The organism is Rhodococcus sp. IEGM 1341, from assembly GCF_030056895.1.
GTDB lineage: Bacteria > Actinomycetota > Actinomycetes > Mycobacteriales > Mycobacteriaceae > Rhodococcoides.
Genome location: NZ_JASHKV010000001.1, coordinates 723,619 through 741,729 on the forward strand (window position 1 = coordinate 723,619; position 18,111 = coordinate 741,729).

The 18,111-nt window shown below is 64.8% G+C and carries 15 protein-coding genes and 2 tRNA genes; 6 read left to right on the plus strand and 11 right to left on the minus strand.

The window, feature by feature from the left end; genetic code table 11:
- The first annotated feature begins 48 nt into the window (after positions 1–48).
- Together QM615_RS03185 and QM615_RS03190 are read left to right on the plus strand one after the other, a co-directional pair.
- Complete coding sequence (locus QM615_RS03185; RefSeq protein WP_255183299.1) at positions 49–2,169, plus strand: RNA degradosome polyphosphate kinase; 2,121 nt, start codon at positions 49–51, stop codon at positions 2,167–2,169.
- Positions 2,169–3,104, plus strand: coding sequence for an NUDIX hydrolase (locus QM615_RS03190; protein WP_149405544.1), 936 nt, complete (start codon positions 2,169–2,171; stop codon positions 3,102–3,104). The genes QM615_RS03185 and QM615_RS03190 overlap by 1 nt, the downstream gene beginning before the upstream one ends.
- A gap of 128 nt (positions 3,105–3,232) precedes the next feature.
- Here the strand turns inward: QM615_RS03190 and QM615_RS03195 are convergent, their stop codons facing one another.
- The 3 genes from QM615_RS03195 to leuC form a co-directional block, all read right to left on the minus strand.
- A complete protein-coding gene (locus QM615_RS03195) occupies positions 3,233–3,928 on the minus strand; it encodes an HU family DNA-binding protein (RefSeq protein ID WP_149405543.1) in 696 nt (231 codons plus the stop codon).
- A 149-nt stretch (positions 3,929–4,077) separates the two neighbouring features.
- A complete protein-coding gene (leuD, locus tag QM615_RS03200) occupies positions 4,078–4,695 on the minus strand; it encodes a 3-isopropylmalate dehydratase small subunit (RefSeq protein ID WP_149405542.1) in 618 nt (205 codons plus the stop codon).
- A gap of 45 nt (positions 4,696–4,740) precedes the next feature.
- Complete coding sequence (gene leuC / locus QM615_RS03205; RefSeq protein ID WP_149405541.1) at positions 4,741–6,165, minus strand: 3-isopropylmalate dehydratase large subunit; 1,425 nt, start codon at positions 6,163–6,165, stop codon at positions 4,741–4,743.
- A 149-nt stretch (positions 6,166–6,314) separates the two neighbouring features.
- Between leuC and QM615_RS03210 the strand changes: the two genes are divergently transcribed.
- A complete protein-coding gene (locus QM615_RS03210) occupies positions 6,315–7,043 on the plus strand; it encodes an IclR family transcriptional regulator (protein WP_094688811.1) in 729 nt (242 codons plus the stop codon).
- Between the two features lie 114 nt (positions 7,044–7,157).
- A complete protein-coding gene (locus QM615_RS03215) occupies positions 7,158–7,325 on the plus strand; it encodes a DUF5302 domain-containing protein (protein WP_176460484.1) in 168 nt (55 codons plus the stop codon).
- 62 nt (positions 7,326–7,387) lie between these two features.
- Here the strand turns inward: QM615_RS03215 and QM615_RS03220 are convergent.
- Both QM615_RS03220 and QM615_RS03225 read right to left on the minus strand, forming a co-directional pair.
- Positions 7,388–7,460: transfer RNA gene (locus QM615_RS03220), tRNA-Glu, on the minus strand.
- A 91-nt stretch (positions 7,461–7,551) separates the two neighbouring features.
- Positions 7,552–7,623: transfer RNA gene (locus QM615_RS03225), tRNA-Gln, on the minus strand.
- Between the two features lie 245 nt (positions 7,624–7,868).
- Here QM615_RS03225 and QM615_RS03230 point away from each other — a divergent pair.
- Positions 7,869–9,494, plus strand: a complete 1,626-nt coding sequence (locus QM615_RS03230) for a bifunctional 3'-5' exonuclease/DNA polymerase (RefSeq protein WP_149405540.1) — start codon at positions 7,869–7,871, stop codon at positions 9,492–9,494.
- On the opposite strand, the gene QM615_RS03235 is transcribed toward QM615_RS03230, so the two are convergent.
- The 3 genes from QM615_RS03235 to QM615_RS03245 are packed head-to-tail and all read right to left on the minus strand — an operon-like array spanning position 9,452 to position 12,759.
- Positions 9,452–10,456 (minus strand): YihY/virulence factor BrkB family protein, encoded by a 1,005-nt coding sequence (locus QM615_RS03235; RefSeq protein WP_188078580.1) that lies wholly within the window; start codon positions 10,454–10,456, stop codon positions 9,452–9,454. The genes QM615_RS03230 and QM615_RS03235 overlap by 43 nt on opposite strands.
- 46 nt (positions 10,457–10,502) lie before the next feature.
- A complete protein-coding gene (gene gltX, locus QM615_RS03240; RefSeq protein ID WP_149405539.1) occupies positions 10,503–11,978 on the minus strand; it encodes a glutamate--tRNA ligase in 1,476 nt (491 codons plus the stop codon).
- Between the two features lie 7 nt (positions 11,979–11,985).
- Positions 11,986–12,759 carry a fumarylacetoacetate hydrolase family protein gene (locus tag QM615_RS03245; RefSeq protein ID WP_094642252.1) on the minus strand — a complete coding sequence of 258 codons (774 nt, stop codon included), beginning with the start codon at positions 12,757–12,759 and terminating at the stop codon, positions 11,986–11,988.
- A gap of 130 nt (positions 12,760–12,889) precedes the next feature.
- Between QM615_RS03245 and QM615_RS03250 the strand changes: the two genes are divergently transcribed.
- Positions 12,890–14,134 carry an MFS transporter gene (locus tag QM615_RS03250; RefSeq protein WP_188078579.1) on the plus strand — a complete coding sequence of 415 codons (1,245 nt, stop codon included), beginning with the start codon at positions 12,890–12,892 and terminating at the stop codon, positions 14,132–14,134.
- Between the two features lie 79 nt (positions 14,135–14,213).
- Here the strand turns inward: QM615_RS03250 and QM615_RS03255 are convergent, their stop codons facing one another.
- The 3 genes from QM615_RS03255 to ilvC all read right to left on the minus strand — a co-directional run bounded on the left by QM615_RS03255 (position 14,214) and on the right by ilvC (position 18,056).
- Positions 14,214–15,224: a 3-isopropylmalate dehydrogenase gene (locus tag QM615_RS03255; RefSeq protein WP_149405538.1), complete on the minus strand. Its 1,011-nt coding sequence runs from the start codon at positions 15,222–15,224 to the stop codon at positions 14,214–14,216.
- 49 nt (positions 15,225–15,273) lie between these two features.
- The gene (gene serA, locus QM615_RS03260; protein WP_149405537.1) at positions 15,274–16,869 is read right to left on the minus strand and encodes a phosphoglycerate dehydrogenase; all 1,596 of its coding nucleotides are present in this window, start codon (positions 16,867–16,869) and stop codon (positions 15,274–15,276) included.
- Between the two features lie 185 nt (positions 16,870–17,054).
- Entirely contained in the window at positions 17,055–18,056 is a 1,002-nt protein-coding gene (ilvC, locus tag QM615_RS03265) for a ketol-acid reductoisomerase (RefSeq protein WP_170944858.1), read from the minus strand.
- Between the last annotated feature and the right edge of the window lie 55 nt (positions 18,057–18,111).

The following is an 18,111-nucleotide window of genomic DNA, read 5'->3' on the forward strand; positions in this document are numbered from 1 at the left end:
AAGGCCACCGGTTCGGACCCGGCATGGAGCGCTCCGATCGCGGCGACGATGCCGAGTATTCCCTCCGCGCTTCCGGCCGCCACACCGGAATCCGTCGACGCTGCCACCGTGCTCCCCGAAAATCGCTATCTCAACCGGGAATTGAGCTGGCTCGATTTCAACTCGCGCGTTCTCGCGCTCGCGGAGGACTCGTCGCTCCCCTTGCTCGAACGGGCGAAGTTCCTCGCGATCTACGCGTCGAATCTCGACGAGTTCTACATGGTTCGGGTTGCGGGCCTCAAGCGCCGTGACGAAACCGGACTGTCGGTCCGCTCCGCCGACGGCATGACCCCACGCGAGCAGCTCGCGGTGATCGGTCAACGCACCCAGGAGCTCGCGCTCAAACATGCGCGAGTGCTGCTGGATTCGATCCTGCCCGAGCTCACCGCCGAGGGCATCGCGATCATCCGGTGGTCCGACCTGGACAGCGACGAGCGCTCCCGGCTGTCGGAGTACTTCACCGAGCAGGTCTTCCCGGTTCTCACACCGCTGGCCGTCGACCCGGCCCACCCCTTCCCGTACATCAGCGGGCTGAGCCTGAATCTCGCTGTGACAGTGAAGGATTACTCCACCACCGGTGAGCACTTCGCCCGCGTGAAGGTGCCCGACAACGTCGATCGCTTCGTGCGGGTCAAGCGCGGCGAGGGCAACCACCGCATCGACGCCTTCCTGTCGATGGAGGAGTTGATCTCGGCTCATCTGGACGTGCTCTTCCCCGGGATGGAGGTCGTCGAGTCTCACGCGTTCCGGATCACGCGCAACGCCGATTTCGAGGTCGAGGAAGACCGCGACGAGGATCTCCTCCAGGCACTGGAGCGAGAGCTCGCCCGTAGGCGTTTCGGCTCTCCGGTCCGCCTCGAGATCGCCGACGACATGACCGAGCACATGCTCGAATTGTTGCTCCGCGAACTCGATGTCGATCCAGGCGACGTCATTCAGGTTCCCGGACTGCTCGACCTGTCGTGCCTGTGGCAGGTCTACAGCGTCGACCGCCCCAACCTCAAGGACGCACCCTTCGTTCCGGCCACCCACCCGGCATTCGGTGAGCGCGAGACCCCCAAGAGTGTCTTCTCCACCCTGCGCGACGGCGATGTCCTGGTCCATCATCCGTACGATTCCTTCTCCACCAGCGTTCAACGCTTCATCGAGCAGGCCGCGGCCGACCCGCAGGTGCTCGCCATCAAGCAGACGCTCTATCGGACCTCCGGAGATTCCCCGATCGTCAACGCGCTCGTCGATGCCGCAGGCGCGGGCAAGCAGGTGGTTGCGCTGGTCGAGATCAAGGCGCGTTTCGACGAACAGGCGAACATCGAGTGGGCACGCAAGCTCGAAAAGGCGGGCGTACACGTGGTGTACGGACTCGTCGGGCTCAAGACGCACTGCAAGACGTGCCTCGTGGTGCGCCGAGAGGGATCCGTCATTCGCCGGTACTGCCACATCGGTACCGGCAACTACAACCCCAAGACAGCGCGAATCTACGAAGACGTGGGCCTGCTGACGTCGTCGCCCGAAATCGGGGCCGACCTCACCGATCTGTTCAACTCGCTGACCGGATACTCGCGAAAGTCCAAGTACCGCAACCTTCTCGTCGCACCGTACGGAGTTCGGCGCGGCATCGTCGAGCGCATCGAGGCGGAGGTCGAGCACCTCAAGGAGGGCCGCAGCGCCGGAATTCGCCTCAAGGCCAACGCCTTGGTGGACGAGCAGGTCATCGACGCGCTCTACCGAGCGTCGATGGCAGGAGTGCCGGTGAAGGTGGTGGTGCGCGGAATCTGTGCACTCAAGCCAGGCGTTCCCGGTCTGTCGGAGAACATCGAAGTGCGTTCCATCCTCGGCCGATTCCTCGAACACTCGCGTGTTCTGCACTTCCAGGGTGCGGACGAATTCTGGATCGGCAGCGCAGACATGATGCACCGCAACCTCGATCGCCGAGTCGAGGTGATGGCTCAGGTCAAGGATCCTCGATTGGCGAACCAACTGAGCGACATCTTCGATTCTGCACTCGACCCCACCACTCGATGCTGGGAGCTGGGACCGGACGGCGGCTGGGTCGCGTCACCGGCTCGGGGTGAGAAAGTTCGTGAGCATCAGGTGGACCTGATGCGCAGTCGGAGGAATCAGGGCTCCTGATGGGCACTTCCGACGGCTCACCCCGCGCCAACATCTTCGCGGCGGGCTCGATCCTGTGGCGACGCTCACCGAGCGGCGGCTCGGGCGTCGAGGTCGCCTTGGTGCACAGGCCGAAATACGACGACTGGTCGTTTCCCAAGGGAAAGCTCGATCCCGGCGAAACAGCTGTCGACGCAGCAGTCCGAGAGGTCAAGGAGGAGACCGGATTCGACTCGAGACTCGGACGGTCTCTGTCCTACGTCACGTACCCGATTCCGGGGCACCGTCGGGTCAAGAAAGTTCTGTACTGGGCAGCGGAGGTCACCGGGGGTGAGTTCGTCCCCAATGTCGAGGTCGACGAACTGCGCTGGGTAGCGCCCGAGGACGTCGGCCGCGAACTCTCGTATCCCATGGACCACAAGATCCTTCGCCGGTTCGTGGCCAAGCCTGCAGACACCTCCACAGTGCTGTTGGTTCGGCACGGCAGTGCCGGGTCGCGCTCACGGTTCAAGGGCAACGACGTCGACCGTCCACTCGACAGGATCGGACGCCGACAGGCCGAATCCCTGGTGTCGTTGCTTCGTGCCTTCGGCGGCGATGCCGTGTACGCAGCCGACCGTGCTCGGTGTGTGCAGACCGTTGCTCCATTCGCGGAATCGTTGGGGGTGGACATCACTCCCGAGCACCTCTTGTCCGAGGAAGGGTATGCCGACGACCCGCGCAAGGGCCGCCATCGCGCTCGCGACATCGCCGAACTGCCCGGCACCCCCGTTGTCTGCAGCCAGGGAAAAGTGATCCCGGACTTGATGCGTTGGTGGGCCGAGAAGGACGGAATCACGTTGCCGGCCAACAGAAATCGCAAGGGCAGCGTATGGGTGCTCTCACGCCGCGACGGCAGGCTCATCTCGGCCGATCACATCGCCAGTCCGTTGCCCACCCTCGCCGCCGACGGCTGAGCGGCCAAACGACAAACAGAAGGCCCCCGACTCGATCTTCGGAGTCGGGGGCCTTCTGCCGTCCACAGTCTGTCTCACTCACGCTGCCGCTTCAGCGGCTGCGCCTCACGAGTGAAAACCTGCAGGCTCTACTTCTTCGCTGCGCGCTTCGCGGGTGCCTTCTTGGCCGGAGCCTTCTTGGCCGGGGCCTTCTTGGCGACGGTCTTCTTGGCCGCTGTCTTGGCCGGAGCCTTCTTGGCAGGAGTCGTCGTGGTTGCGGCCTTGCGTGCGGTCGTCTTGGCCGGAGCCTTCTTGGCAGCAGCCGTCGTGGTCTTGCGCGCGGTGGTCTTCGCGGGAGCTGCCTTCTTGGCGGCCGTCTTTGCAGGAGCTGCCTTCTTGGCGGCGGTCTTTGCCGGAGCTGCCTTCTTGGCTGCCGCGGTGGTGGCCTTGCGGGCGGTCGTCTTCACCGCTGCCTTCTTGGCGGCCGTCTTCTTCGCTGCCGCAGTCTTCTTGGCCGGAGCTGCAGCCGAACCGCGCTTGACGGCAGGTCCGGTTGCGGGCAACTTCTGTCCACCGGCGATGACGGCCTTGAACTGCGCGCCCGGACGGAATGCCGGAACGTTGGTCGGCTTCACGCGAACGGTCTCACCGGTGCGGGGGTTGCGGGCGACACGCGCTGCGCGACGACGCTGCTCGAACACGCCGAAGCCCGTGATCGTGACACTCTCGCCGCGGTGGACCGCGCGCACGATGGTGTCGACGATGTTCTCGACAGCCTCTGTGGCGCTCCGCCTATCAGACCCCAACTTCTCGGTCAGGGCGTCAATCAGCTCTGCCTTGTTCATGGATTTCCTCCGCTATATGGTGGTCCATCGTCGGACCGACTACTACAACGGTAAACCCCAAGTCGTCAAGAGTCTATGCGCCACGCCAATTTTCATTCCGGTGTCGCGGAATGGTTCACGGCCCCAAAGCGTGTCGGACCGGTGCCAGGTCAGCCTTCGGAGGGTGTCTCGATCCGCGCCGGGAGGGTCAGGGGTTTGTATGAAGGCCTTGACTTTTCGTACTCCGTAATGGCCTCTACCTGGCGTAACGTCAATCCGATGTCGTCGAGACCCTCCAGCAGACGCCACCGCGTGTAGTCGTCAATCGCGAAGCGCACCACCAACGTTCCAGCCGTTACGGTCTTGTCGACGAGGTCGACAATTAATTCCAGACCGGGCTGTTCTTCTAAGGCTTTCCACAGCAATTCGACGTCCGACTGATCGACTTCGGCGGCCAACAGTCCGGCTTTGCCCGAGTTTCCGCGAAAGATGTCGGCGAAGCGAGAGGCGATCACAACCCGAAATCCGAAGTCCGAGAGTGCCCAGACGGCATGTTCGCGTGATGATCCCGTACCGAAATCGGGCCCGGCAACGAGCACCGAACCTCGGTTGTAGGGCTCGAGATTCAAGATGAAGTTCGGGTCCGAGCGCCACGCCGCGAACAACCCGTCCTCGAATCCGGTGCGCGTGACGCGCTTGAGGTAGACCGCGGGGATTATCTGGTCGGTGTCGACGTTGGACCGCCGTAGCGGAACTCCGATACCGGTGTGTCGAGTGAAAGCTTCCATCGAATGTGCTCCTATGCGTTCGATCGATCCGAGCGAGGACGCGCGTTACGCGAGATCCGCCGGAGAGGACAGGGTTCCGCGGATTGCGGTAGCGGCGGCAACCAGAGGCGACACGAGATGAGTGCGACCGCCCTTGCCCTGCCTACCCTCGAAATTCCGGTTGGACGTCGACGCCGATCGCTCGCCCGCCGCCAGCTGATCCGGATTCATTCCCAGGCACATCGAGCAACCGGCCTGACGCCACTCCGCTCCTGCGGCCGTGAAGATCTCACCCAGGCCTTCCTCCTCCGCCTGCGCTCGCACCCGCATGGACCCGGGTACCACCAGCATTCGCACTCCGTCGGCAACCCGATGCCCTTCGAGAACGGACGCGACGGCCCGCAGATCCTCGATTCGACCGTTGGTGCACGAGCCCACGAACACGGTGTCGACAGCGATCTCGCGGATGGGTGTACCCGCTTCCAGGCCCATGTACTGCAAAGCCTTCTGGGCTGCCGCCCGCTCGCTCTCGTCGACCATCGCCTCCGGATCGGGCACCGTATCGCCCAGTGGCGCACCCTGACCCGGATTCGTTCCCCAGGTGACGAACGGCGTCAACGTGCTGGCATCGATGTGGACCTCGTTGTCGAACACTGCATCCGGATCGGTCGCCAGTTCGTCCCACGCCGCCACCGCCGCGTCCCAGTCGGCTCCTCGAGGAGCGTGCGGGCGTCCCTTCAGGTACTCGTACGTGATCTCGTCGGGTGCGATCATGCCTGCCCGTGCACCGGCCTCGATCGACATGTTGCAGATGGTCATTCGCGCTTCCATCGACAGCTTGCGAATGGCCTCACCGCGGTACTCGAGGACGTAGCCCTGGCCACCGCCGGTGCCGATCTGTGCGATGACGGCAAGGATCAGGTCCTTGCTCGTCACACCGGGGGCGAGCTCACCGTCGACGTTGATCGCCATCGTCTTGAAAGGACGCAGCGACAGAGTCTGCGTCGCCATGACGTGCTCGACCTCGCTGGTACCGATGCCCATTGCGATCGAGCCGAAGGCACCGTGCGTCGAGGTGTGGCTGTCTCCGCACACCACGGTCATGCCGGGCTGGGTCAGACCCAACTGCGGCCCGATGATGTGCACGATGCCCTGATCGAGATCGCCCATCGGGTAGAGCCGAACACCGAATTCCTCGCAGTTGCGGCGAAGAGTGTCGACCTGTGTGCGCGAGACCAGATCTGCGATGGGCGCGAAGATGTCGGCCGTCGGGACGTTGTGGTCCTCGGTCGCGATCGTCAGATCCGGACGTCGGAGTCCGCGGCCGGCCAGCCGAAGGCCGTCGAACGCCTGCGGGCTGGTGACCTCGTGCACCAGATGGAGATCGATGTAGATCAGATCCGGCTCACGCGCTCCGCCTTCTCCGCCGCCTCGGACCACCACGTGCTGGTCCCATACCTTCTCCGCCAAAGTCTTCGGTGTTTCGGACATCGCTGTCGCGGACCTCGTCTTCCCTGTCGTCGTCGCGCCGATGAACGGGCTGGTCCACCTCGCGTGATCGTCTCGACATCATGCCCCCGGCACGCACTGAAGATCTCGTAGTTGTGCAATCTCAGCATTCGGGAGGCTAATATCGTTCTATGAGACAGCATAGCCCCAATGGCCTCGTCGACAAATCGAGCGGTATCGGTGTCCTCGACAAGGCGATGACGGTGCTGCACGCGGTGGCGGAGACGCCCTGCAATCTCAACGACCTGTGCGCTCGAACGAGCCTGCCCCGGGCAACGGCCCACCGCCTCGCGGTAGGACTGGAGACCCACCGCCTTCTCGTACGGGATGCCGACGGCCTGTGGCGGACCGGCCCGGGATTGGGAGAGCTTGCGGCGAGCGCATCGGACACCCTGCTCGACGCTGCCGCCTCGGTCCTCCCACGCCTGCGCGAAATCACCGGTGAGAGTGTGCAGATCTATCGGCGCGAAGGGACAGTGCGGGTGTGCGTGGCATCCATGGAGCCGCCGACCGGACTTCGAGACACCGTACTCGTCGGCGCACGTCTGCCGATGACGGCTGGATCGGGTGCCAAAGTCCTTCTCGCATGGGCAGATTCGCAGACCCAACGAACAGTTCTGCCGGATGCAGAATTCAGCGAGCGTGTTCTGCTCGAAGTTCGGCGGCGCGGATGGGCACAGAGTGCCGGCGAGCGCGAACCGGGCGTCGCGAGCGTCGCCGCGCCCGTGCGAGACGGCAACGACACTGTGGTGGCGGCGATCTCGGTATCCGGACCGATCGATCGAATCGGACGCAAGCCCGGAGCGCGGTGGGCCGCGGATCTTCTTGCCGCCGCGGACGCTCTGCACAAGCGACTCTGAGTTAAACCGCAGCCCCGTCGGCCCGAGTAAAACGAGCTGATCGAGCTGCGAGAGTGGGGTACCTTCGTCTCGAGCGGCCTACCCGGTCGGTCGACGACTGCGAGGAGTCACCCCATGCCCGAATCCGGCAGTGAAGAACTGAAGAAGAAGTTCCGCGAGGTTCTGGAACAGAAGAACAGCAAGTCCCACAATTCCGTCGAACACAAGGACGGTGGACCGAAGGTCAACAACGTCCACGGTCCGGCCGACCATCAGAAGATGTTCCGCCGCAAGAGCGTCTGAGACGCACGCACCGAAACGACAACACCCTCCCGATCCGCGGATCGAGAGGGTGTTGTCAGTTGTAGCCCCGACGGGATTCGAACCCGCGCTACCGCCTTGAGAGGGCGGCGTCCTAGGCCGCTAGACGACGGGGCCAGGAACTTCACCTGCATTGTGTTCGAGCTTGTACGTGCTGAGCCAGCTTAACTGCCTCGGCCTCGGCGACAAAATCGCCTTCACCTGCTCGCTGGGGTACCAGGACTCGAACCTAGAATGGCGGTACCAGAAACCGCTGTGTTGCCAATTACACCATACCCCAATGGACTTGAATCGAATTGCTCATCACGATCGATGTGCACTGCGTTTCGAGCCGGGATAGAGACTATCAAAGGTGACTACCCATTCTCCAAATCGGCTGCTCAGAGCCACCGAAACCGCGCCGTGGACGCGTCGGGGGCGGCCGAGGCACCGTCGAGTGGAGACCGGAAGAGCCCCCTACACACCTCGGCCGACGAGTGGAGCAGACTTGTTCTCCGTGACCGATCGCAGACCCGGCCGAGTCCGATGAAGGTTCTGCTCGTCCCTCAGGGCGAGCAGGCCGTGCTGACCCACCTCGCCGACGACGGCTCGATGCTGAGCGATCCCACCGTGGCCGAGGATCTCATCGCGGCCGTAGCCGAGCTCGAGCGCGACGAACGGCCGAGGTGGGTGTGGGAAGACACGAGCCGGATCTACCCTCGGCTGCTCGAACGAGGAGTGCGCGTACGCCGCTGTCACGATCTCGCACTGGTCGGTGCCATTCTGTCGATGCGGGCCGGCTCGGCGACTGTCCCGTCGGCTCCCGCCGACCTGAGGCCGGGTCTGTTCGACGCGAACCCGAACTCCGATCCGGCGGCGGTTCTCGCCGAGTATCGGCGTCAGCTCCGCGGCGTCGGTGACGATCGCGCACTGCACCTGCTGGCAGCGGCCGAGTCGGCCGGAGGACTGGCCGCAGCGGAGATGACCTTCGACGGGTTGCCGTTCTCGGCGTCGGCGCATCGCCGTCATCTCAAGACGATGCTCGGTACCCGGCCGCTCGATGGATCCCCTCCCCCGGCCCTCGTAGAGCTCGAGAATCAAATCTCCTCGGCGTTCGGCCGACGCGTCAATCCTGCCTCGCCCGTGGAGTTGGTCGCCGCGTTCGCGCGCGTCGGTATCGAACTGACATCGACTCGCGCGCATACCATCCGCAACATCGACCACCCGGCGGTTCCGCTACTGCTGCGGCACCGTGACCTCTCGAAGCTGCATGCCGCGAACGGGTGGGCGTGGCTCGACGCGTGGGTCCGCGACGATCGTTTCCGGCCTGTCTACGTTCCCGGCGCTATCGTGTCGGGTCGGTGGGCCAGTCGCGGCGGGGGCGGCCTTCAGATCCCGAAACCCCTGCGCGCCAGTGTGATCGCCGATCCCGGCCACACCTTTGTGGCCGCCGACGCCGGCCAGCTCGAACCACGCATCCTCGCGGCGATGTCCGGCGATCCCCGTATGGTCGCCGCGGCAGGCACCGCGGATCTGTACGCACCGGTGGCCGCAGAATCGTTCGACGGCGATCGCAGCCACGCCAAGGTCGCCGTTCTCGGGGTGCTGTACGGCGCAACCTCGGGTGACGCGCGCGCTCTGCTGACGCGACTACGGGCCAAGTTCCCCGGTACCGTTGCACTGGTGGAGGAGGCCGCCCGCGCCGGTGAACGGGGCGAGGTCGTTCGTTCCTGGCTGGGACGGGCCTGCCCACCGCCCTCGGCGCAGTGGTGGTCCACCGGTGACGCCCATGCGCGTGGCCGGTTCACTCGCAATTTCGTCGTGCAGGCCACCGCCGCCGAGTGGGCGTTGTGTTTGTTGGCCGATCTGCGTGGTCGGTTGGCCGGGAGCGGAGCCCGCAGGAGCGACCAGAATTCCGACGAAGGGAGCGGAGCCCGCAGGAGCGACCAGAATTCCGGAAGCGGCAGCGAGTTGGTGTTCTTTCAGCACGACGAAGTGGTGGTGCATTGTGCGATCGCCGAGTCGGGTCGTGTCGCCGAAGCGATTGCAGGATCGGCGTTGTCGGCCACTCGGCTGGTGTTCGGTGACACGGCCGTCCGGTTTCCGATGGAGACCAGAGTCGACCGCTTCTACGGTGCCTCGGCTGCCGGTTCCGAGCTGGATTCGGACTGAGCTCGCGGCGGGTCGACGAACGTCACGTCGATGTCCTCGAACGGCTTGCTGCGTTGCGCTTCTGCCTGCCCGGTGTACGTGAGCTTGTCGCCCTGGGTCAGTTCGACGTCGTCGGTGAACGGGGCCAGCAGCGCGCGCGGGAAGAGCCGATCGACGCGAACCACGTTGATCTCGATGCACATCACGATCGACACCGACGTCACGTACAGAAACGCCAGCAGTCCCAGAACGACAGCGAACACACCGTTGGTGACGGTCGCGTTGCTGACGACGTACTTCACGTACACACTGCCGAAGGTCTGCAGCAGCTGCCAGATCAGACCGGCAACGACGGCCCCGGGAAGAACCTGTGGGATCGACACCGACCTCGCGGTGGCGAGCCTGAACGCCACGACGAACACACCGACGTAGAAGAACGTGCCGACCACGAACACCACGAGGCCCGATTCCGGACCGAAATATCCTGCGGCACTGAGCACATTGAGCGCGGTGATGGCCAGAACGGCCAGACCGACCGTGCTCAGCAGACCCAAGCCGCGCACCCGGGCGCGGATGGGATCGGGCCGTAGGTTCTTCGGCACCGTCCACGCAGTGTTCATCGCGTTCTGGAGCGCCACGGCCACCCCGAGCCCGCCGTACAGGGAGCCCAGGACACCCACCACCAGACCCACGGTGCCTCCGCCGATGCGGTCGGGCCTGCCCAGTTCGTCCCCGATCACCGGGATCTGACCGAGTGCCGAGTTCAGGATCTGTTGCTGCAGTTCCGGACTACCGGCCAATACGATTCCCAGCACCGTCGAGAACAGCAACAGTGCGGGAAACAGCGAGACGAAGGCGTAGTAGGTGATCAGGGCAGCGAGGTAGCCACCCTGATCGTCGACGAACTTGTACACCACCGCAATGGGGTATCCGAGAACCGGCCGCCTGCGCTGGAGTCGATCCAGTCGATCGGAAAAACTCATTCGAGGCTCTCCCCGAGGACCGGGGTGCGCCGGCGGCCGTGCGCCCTCACGCCACCTGGGCGCGTGCCGCAGCCAGGCGCGCCAAGGTCTTCTCGCGTCCGAGCAATTCCATGGACTCGTACAGCGGTGGGCTGATGTGCGACCCGGTCACTCCCACCCGGATCGGGGCGAAAGCCTTGCGCGGCTTGAGCTCCAGCTTCTCGATCAACACGTCCTTGAGAGTCGCCTCCAGGTCGGCCGTGGTCCAGGTCTGCAACGCCGTCAGTGCCTCGACAGTGGCGTCGAGAACGGGTGCGGCATCGGCACCGAGGTTCTTGGCCGCGGCTGCGGGGGCGATCTCGAAGTCCGCCTCGTCGACGAACAGGAACTTCAACAGTCCCCATGCGTCCGACAGGACGACGACGCGGGTCTGCACCAGATCGGCCGCGACAGCGAAGACCTTCTCGTCGACCGGCTCGGTGAGATGGCCCTGTGCGACGAGGTATTCGCGCAAACGCGCCGCGAAATCCTCCGCTGCCAGCATCCTGATGTGCTCGGCGTTGATCGCGTCGGCTTTCTTCTGATCGAAGCGCGCCGGATTGGAATTGACGGACGAGATCTCGAACGCCGCCACCATCTCGTCGAGCGTGAACACGTCGTGATCGTCCGAGATACCCCATCCGAGTAGCGCGAGGTAGTTCAGCAATCCCTCCGGCACGAAACCACGATCACGGTGGATGAAGAGGTTGGACTCGGGGTCACGCTTGGACAGCTTCTTGTTGCCTTGGCCCATGACGAACGGCAGGTGCCCGAACTCGGGGGTGCGTTCTGCGACACCGATCCGGATCAATGCCTCGTAGAGAGCGAGCTGACGAGGCGTCGACGACAGCAGATCCTCGCCGCGCAGGACGTGGGTGATCTTCATCAGTGCGTCGTCGACCGGATTGACCAATGTGTACAACGGAACTCCGTTACCGCGGGTCAAAGCGAAGTCCGGCACCGTCCCCGCCTTGAACGTGGTCTCCCCGCGCACGAGGTCGTTCCATGTCAGATCATGATCGGGCATCCGCAGTCGCACGACGGCGCCGCGCCCCTCGTCGAGAAATCCCTGTCGCTGCTCCGGCGTCAGATCGCGGTCGAAGTTGTCGTAGCCGAGTTTGGGGTCGCGTCCGGCTGCCTTGTGTCGGGCTTCCACTTCCTCCGGCGTGGAGAAGGACTCGTAGGCCTCCCCGGCGTCGAGCAACTGCTGCACGACGGCGAGGTGCTGGTCGCGACGCAACGACTGACGGTAGGGCTCGTACGGGCCACCCACTTCGGGACCCTCGTCCCATTCGAGGCCGAGCCAGCGCAACGCGTCGAGCAGGGCGGCGTAGGACTCCTCGGAGTCGCGTGCGGCGTCGGTGTCCTCGATGCGAAAGACGAAGGTGCCGCCGTGATGCCTGGCGAACGCCCAGTTGAACAGTGCGGTGCGGACCAGGCCGACGTGCGGGGTACCGGTGGGCGACGGGCAGAACCGAACGCGGACATCTGTTGGTGTGGTCATGTTCGCCCTACTTCTTCGCTGCGACGGGGTTGGTGAGGGTACCGATTCCCTCGACAGTGATCGACACGCTGTCTCCGTCGGTGATGGGTCCGACTCCCTCGGGGGTTCCGGTGAGGATGACATCTCCGGGGAGCAGCGTCATCACCGCGGACACCCACTCGATGATCTTCGGAATGTCATGCAGCAGAAGCGAAGTGCGGCTCCGTTGTTTGACCACGCCGTCGACCTCGGTCTTGATCTCGAGATCGGTCGGGTCGAGCGAGGTCTCGATCCACGGCCCGAGCGGACAGAAGGTGTCGTGTCCCTTGGCGCGCGTCCACTGCCCGTCGTGCTTCTGGTGATCGCGGGCCGAGACGTCGTTGGCGACGGTGTATCCCAGCACCACCTCGTACGCCTTGGCGGCGGGGACGTCCTTGCACGGACGGCCGATGACGATCGCCAGTTCTCCTTCGAAGTGCACTTCGTTCGAGGACGGCGGCAACACGATGGACGCACCGGGGCCGACGATGGAGGTGTTCGGCTTGATGAAGATCACGGGGTCCTTCGGTGCTTCACCGCCCATCTCGGCCACGTGCGCGGCGTAGTTCTTACCGATGGCGATGACCTTGCTGGCGAGGATGGGCGCGAGCAGTCGCACGTCGGCCAGTGGCCACGACCGACCCGTGAACGTGGGTGTGCCGAAAGGATGTTCGGCGATTTCCTTCGCAGTCTGCGAGTCACCCTCACCTTCGATACTCACGAATGCCACACCATCAGGACTTGCAATTCGACCGAGACGCATGTCGGAAGTCTATCGACAAGCGTGGTGTGCACTCCGCCACCGTCCGTTCAGCGCGGTTCGGGCCGGTGTAGGGTCGAACTTCGGTTCCATATTGCAAGAAACCACGTCCATATATTGAGATGGAGAATCGATGGACGCCACCGCGCAGCTGTCCGACATCGGCGAGTTCAGGCGATGGTTCATGCTTGCCCTCGGCATGCTCGCGCAGACCGCAGGCGCGGTGTTCATCAACGGCGCAGCGTTTCTCATTCCCGCCCTGCACGACGACCGCGGCCTGAGCCTGCCCGCCGCCGGACTCGTCGTCGCCATGCCCACCGTCGGCATCATGTTCACCCTGATCGCCTGGGGTGTGTTGGTCGATCGGATAGGCGAAAGACTGGTTCTCGCAGTCGGGCTCGGCCTGACGGCGCTCGCCGCTGTAGCCGCCGTGTTCACCACGTCCGTTGCTCTGCTGGCAATCCTGCTCCTGCTCGGCGGAATGGCAGCGGCGAGTGCGAACAGCGCCAGCGGACGTGTGGTGGTGGGCTGGTTTCCGCCGCAGCGTCGTGGATTGGCCATGGGAATCAGACAGATGTCGGTCCCTCTGGGCGTCGCCATCGCAGCCCTGACCATCCCACCCATCGCCCGGGACCACGGCGTCGGCGCGGCACTGCTCGTACCCGCGGCCGTGTGCGCAACAGCCGCAGTGATGTGTCTGGCGGTCGTCGACCCCCCGCGTCCCAATCGCATCGATGCCGCGGAGCAGGGTCTGCTCGACAACCCGTACCGGGGCAGCAGGCAGCTGTGGCGCATTCACGCCACCTCGATCCTGTTGGTGGTGCCGCAGTACGTGGTCTGGACGTATGCGCTCGTATGGCTGATGACCGACCGAGGATGGACGGCAGCGGCGGCGGGCGTCCTCGTCACGGTGACGCAGATTCTCGGCGCACTGGGCCGGATGAGCGTCGGCGCGTTGTCCGATCGGGTCGGCAGCCGCATGCGGCCCCTCCGGTGGGTCGCGGTGACTGCCGCCGTCAGCATGCTCGGACTCGGAGTGGCCGACTGGTTCGACTCCCCCGTCGCGATCGTCATGCTCGTCGTCGCGTCGGTCGCCACCGTTGCCCCGAACGGGCTTGCCTTCACCGCTGTTGCCGAGATATCAGGACCGTATTGGAGCGGACGCGCCCTCGGCGTGCAGAACACGAGTCAATACGTGTTCGCGTCGGCCGTGCCGCCGGTGTTCGGGGCCCTCGCGGCGGTCAGCTTTCCCGTCGCATTCCTGGTGTCGGCGGTCTTCCCCGCACTCTCCGTGCCGATCGTCCCCGACGATCCACGTCCCGAGAGTCCCGACGAGAAGGCCGACAGTCCCGAAAAGAATTCCGACCGCGCCGGCTGATCCAGCACGGTGGGGATGTCCGGAAACACGAAATGCCACGGTGGCCGGTCGGCCTACCGTGGCATTCGTGTCGGTTCGGCTAGAGGCGAGCGGCGATTCGTGCGCCGATCTCTTTCGTCGACGCAGTCGTGGTTCCACGCTGCGCGAGGTCCGCTGCGACAGCGGCTTCCACTCGCGCCGCTCCCGCCGCATCGCCGAGATGATCGAGTAGCAACGACACCGACAGGATGGCCGCCGTCGGATCGGCCTTCTGCTGCCCTGCGATGTCGGGAGCGCTGCCGTGCACGGGCTCGAACATGCTCGGATTGGTACCGGTGGCATCGATGTTTCCGCTTGCGGCCAAACCGATTCCACCGGTCACCGCTGCCGAGAGGTCGGTCACGATGTCGCCGAACAGATTGTCGGTGACGATGACATCGAACCGGCCCGGGTCGGTCACGAGGTGAATCATCGCGGCATCGATGTGCTGGTACGCGACCTCGACGTCCGGGAACTCCGTCGCGACCTCGTTCACCGTCCGAGCCCAGAGGCTGCCGGCGAACGTGAGCACGTTGGTCTTGTGCAGCAGCGTCAGGTGCTTGCGCCGTGTCAGAGCCCGCTCGAACCCGTTGCGCACCACCCGCTCGACGCCGTAGCGGGTGTTGACACTGACCTCGGTGGCCACCTCGTGCGGCGTGCCGACGCGAAGCGCTCCACCGTTTCCGGTGTACGGACCTTCGGTGCCCTCACGCACGACCACGACGTCGATCTGCTTGTCACCGGCCAACGGCCCGACCACTCCGGGGTACAGCTTGGCCGGACGCAGATTGATGTGGTGATCGAGCTCGAACCGAGCTCGCAACAGCAGTCCACGCTCGAGCACGCCGCTGGGCACCGACGGATCTCCGATGGCTCCCAACAGAATTGCGTCGTGCTCACGCAGTTCTGCCAACACCGAGTCCGGCAGCAGTTCTCCGGTGGCGTTGTAGCGACGAGCACCGAGGTCGTACTCGGTCTTCTCGGCTCCGGGTGCAACCACGTCGAGCACGGCGAGCGCCTCGGTGACGACCTCGGGTCCGATTCCGTCCCCGGCGATGACGGCCAGCTTCATCTCACTCCTCGTGATTGTTCGACTTCGTTCGATCGACTGCGAGCGATGCTCAGGACAGGTCGACCAGCTCGATGGTGGACGCGCCGACCGCCGATGCGATGCTCGCGCTCAGCTCCTCCGGAACGTCCTTGTCGACGCGCAGCAGAATCGTTGCACCGTCGCCCTCGGAGTCCTGGCTCAGGGCGGCGGCCTGGATGTCGATGCCGGCATCGCCGAGCAGGGTGCCGATCCGGCCGAGGCTGCCGGGCTGATCCGCGTAGTTGACGATGAGGTTCTTGCCCTCGGCACGGAGGTCGAAGTTGCGACCGTTGATGTTGACGATCTTCTCGACCTGCGTGGTGCCGGTCAGCGTGCCCGCGACGTTGAGCACCGAACCGTCGCCGTAGACGGCGCGGATGTCGACGACACTGCGGTGGTTCTCGCTCTCGGAGGCTGTGGTCACCTCGGCGGTGACGCCACGCTCCTCGGCGAGCGAGGGGGCGTTGACGAACGTGACAGAGTCCTCGATGACGGCGGAGAAGAGTCCGCGCAGCGCCGAGAGCTTGAGGATCTCGACGTCCTCGGTGGCGAGTTCGCCGCGGACGTCGACCGACAGCGAGGTGGGAAGTTCGGTGGACAGAGCGCCGAGCAGCACACCCTGCTTGCGCACGATCTCGAGCCACGGGGAGACCTCCTCGCCCACGGCACCACCCTTGACGTTGACGGCGTCGGGCACGAATTCGCCTGCGAGAGCGAGGAGTACGGACTTGGCGACGTCGGTGCCCGCGCGATCCTGGGCCTCGGTCGTCGACGCGCCGAGGTGCGGGGTGACGACGACCTGAGGCAGCTCGAACAGCGGGCTGTCGGTGCACGGCTCGGAGGCGTACACGTCGATTCCCGCGGCGAAGACGTGGCCGGAGGTGATGGCGTCGGCCAGGGCCTGCTCGTCGACCAGTCCACCGCGAGCGGCGTTGACGACGATGACACCGGGCTTGGTCTTGGCGAGGGCTTCCTTGCCGATGATTCCCTTGGTCTCCGGGGTCTTCGGCAGGTGAACCGAGAACATGTCGGCGCGCTCGAGCAGCTCGTCCAGGCTCACCAGCTCGATGCCGAGCTGGGCGGCACGCGCGGCCGAGACGTAGGGGTCGTAGGCGATGATGTGGGTCTCGAATGCAGCGAGACGCTGCGCGAACAGCTGACCGATGCGGCCGAGTCCGACGACGCCGACGGTCTTGCCGAAGATCTCGACACCGTTGAACTTGCTGCGCTTCCACTCGTGCTGACGCAGGGTGGCGTCGGCAGCGGGAATCTGGCGCGCGGCGGAGAGCAACAGCGTCACCGCATGCTCGGCAGCGGTGTGGATGTTGGACGTCGGGGCGTTGACGACGAGGACACCGCGCTCGGTGGCTGCAGGTACGTCGACGTTGTCCAGGCCGACACCGGCGCGGGCGACGATCTTGAGCTTGGTTCCGGCGGCCAGAACCTCGGCGTCGACCGTGGTCGCGGAACGCACCAGGATCGCGTCGGCCTCGGGAACCGCGGCGAGCAGCGCGGGGCGATCCGGGCCGTCGACCCAACGGACCTCGACGCCGTCGCCCAATGCCTCGACGGTGGACGGCGCAAGTTTGTCGGCGATCAGAACGACAGGACGGCCTGGCTGGCTCACGTGAAAAACTCCCTATGTCGGTTCGAGACTGTTGTCGATGAAAATTCGGAGCTGGTGCAGCAGAAACAGTTTAGAGGCCGGAGACGTCGAGCTGCGACGCCACCTGGTGCACGCACCGAAGGGCACCCCTACCGATGCAGGGGTGCCCTTCGATCAGCATGCGTGCGAACGTGATTCGATGAGAATCAAGCCGTTTCGGTGATCGGGCGATCGACCCAGCTCATCAGGTCGCGCAGCTTCTTGCCGGTGACCTCGATGGGGTGCTCGGCGTTGGCCTTGCGCAGGCCTTCGAGCTCGGTGTTGCCGTTCTCGACGTTGGCGACCAGGCGACGGGTGAACTCACCCGACTGGATGTCGGCCAGGATGGCCTTCATGCGCTCCTTGGTGCCTGCGTCGATCACGCGCGGGCCCGAGAGGTAGCCACCGAACTCCGCGGTGTCGGACACCGAGTAGTTCATCCGAGCGATGCCGCCCTCGTACATGAGGTCGACGATGAGCTTGAGCTCGTGCAGCACCTCGAAGTACGCCATCTCGGGCGCGTAGCCGGCCTCGACCATGACCTCGAAGCCCGTCTTGACGAGCTCCTCGGTGCCACCGCACAGCACGGCCTGCTCGCCGAAGAGGTCGGTCTCGGTCTCTTCCTTGAACGTGGTCTTGATGACGCCTGCGCGCGTTCCACCGATACCCTTGGCCCAGGACAGGGCCAGTGCCTGACCTTCGCCCTTGGGGTCCTGGTCGATGGCGATGAGCGCGGGAACACCCTTGCCGTCGACGAACTGGCGACGCACGAGGTGGCCGGGGCCCTTGGGTGCGACCATGCCGACGGTGACGAACTCCGGAGCCTTGATCAGGTCGAAGTGGATGTTGAGACCGTGGCCGAAGAACAGCGCGTCGCCGTCCTTCAGGTTGGGCTCGATCTCCTCGGAGAAGATCTTGGCCTGTGCGGTGTCCGGTGCGAGCACCATGATCACGTCGGCCCATTCGGACACCTCGGCGGGAGTGCCGACCTTCAGGCCCTGCTCCTCCGCCTTGGCGCGGGACTTCGAGCCCGCTGCCAGGCCGATGCGCACATCGACACCGGAGTCGCGCAGGCTCAGCGAGTGCGCGTGGCCCTGGCTTCCGTAACCGATCACAGCGACCTTGCGGCCCTGAATGATCGACAGATCAGCATCGTCGTCGTAGAACATCTCGACTGCCACTGTTTGTAACCTTTCCTCTTCGATTTCGCTGAAAATCACGTCC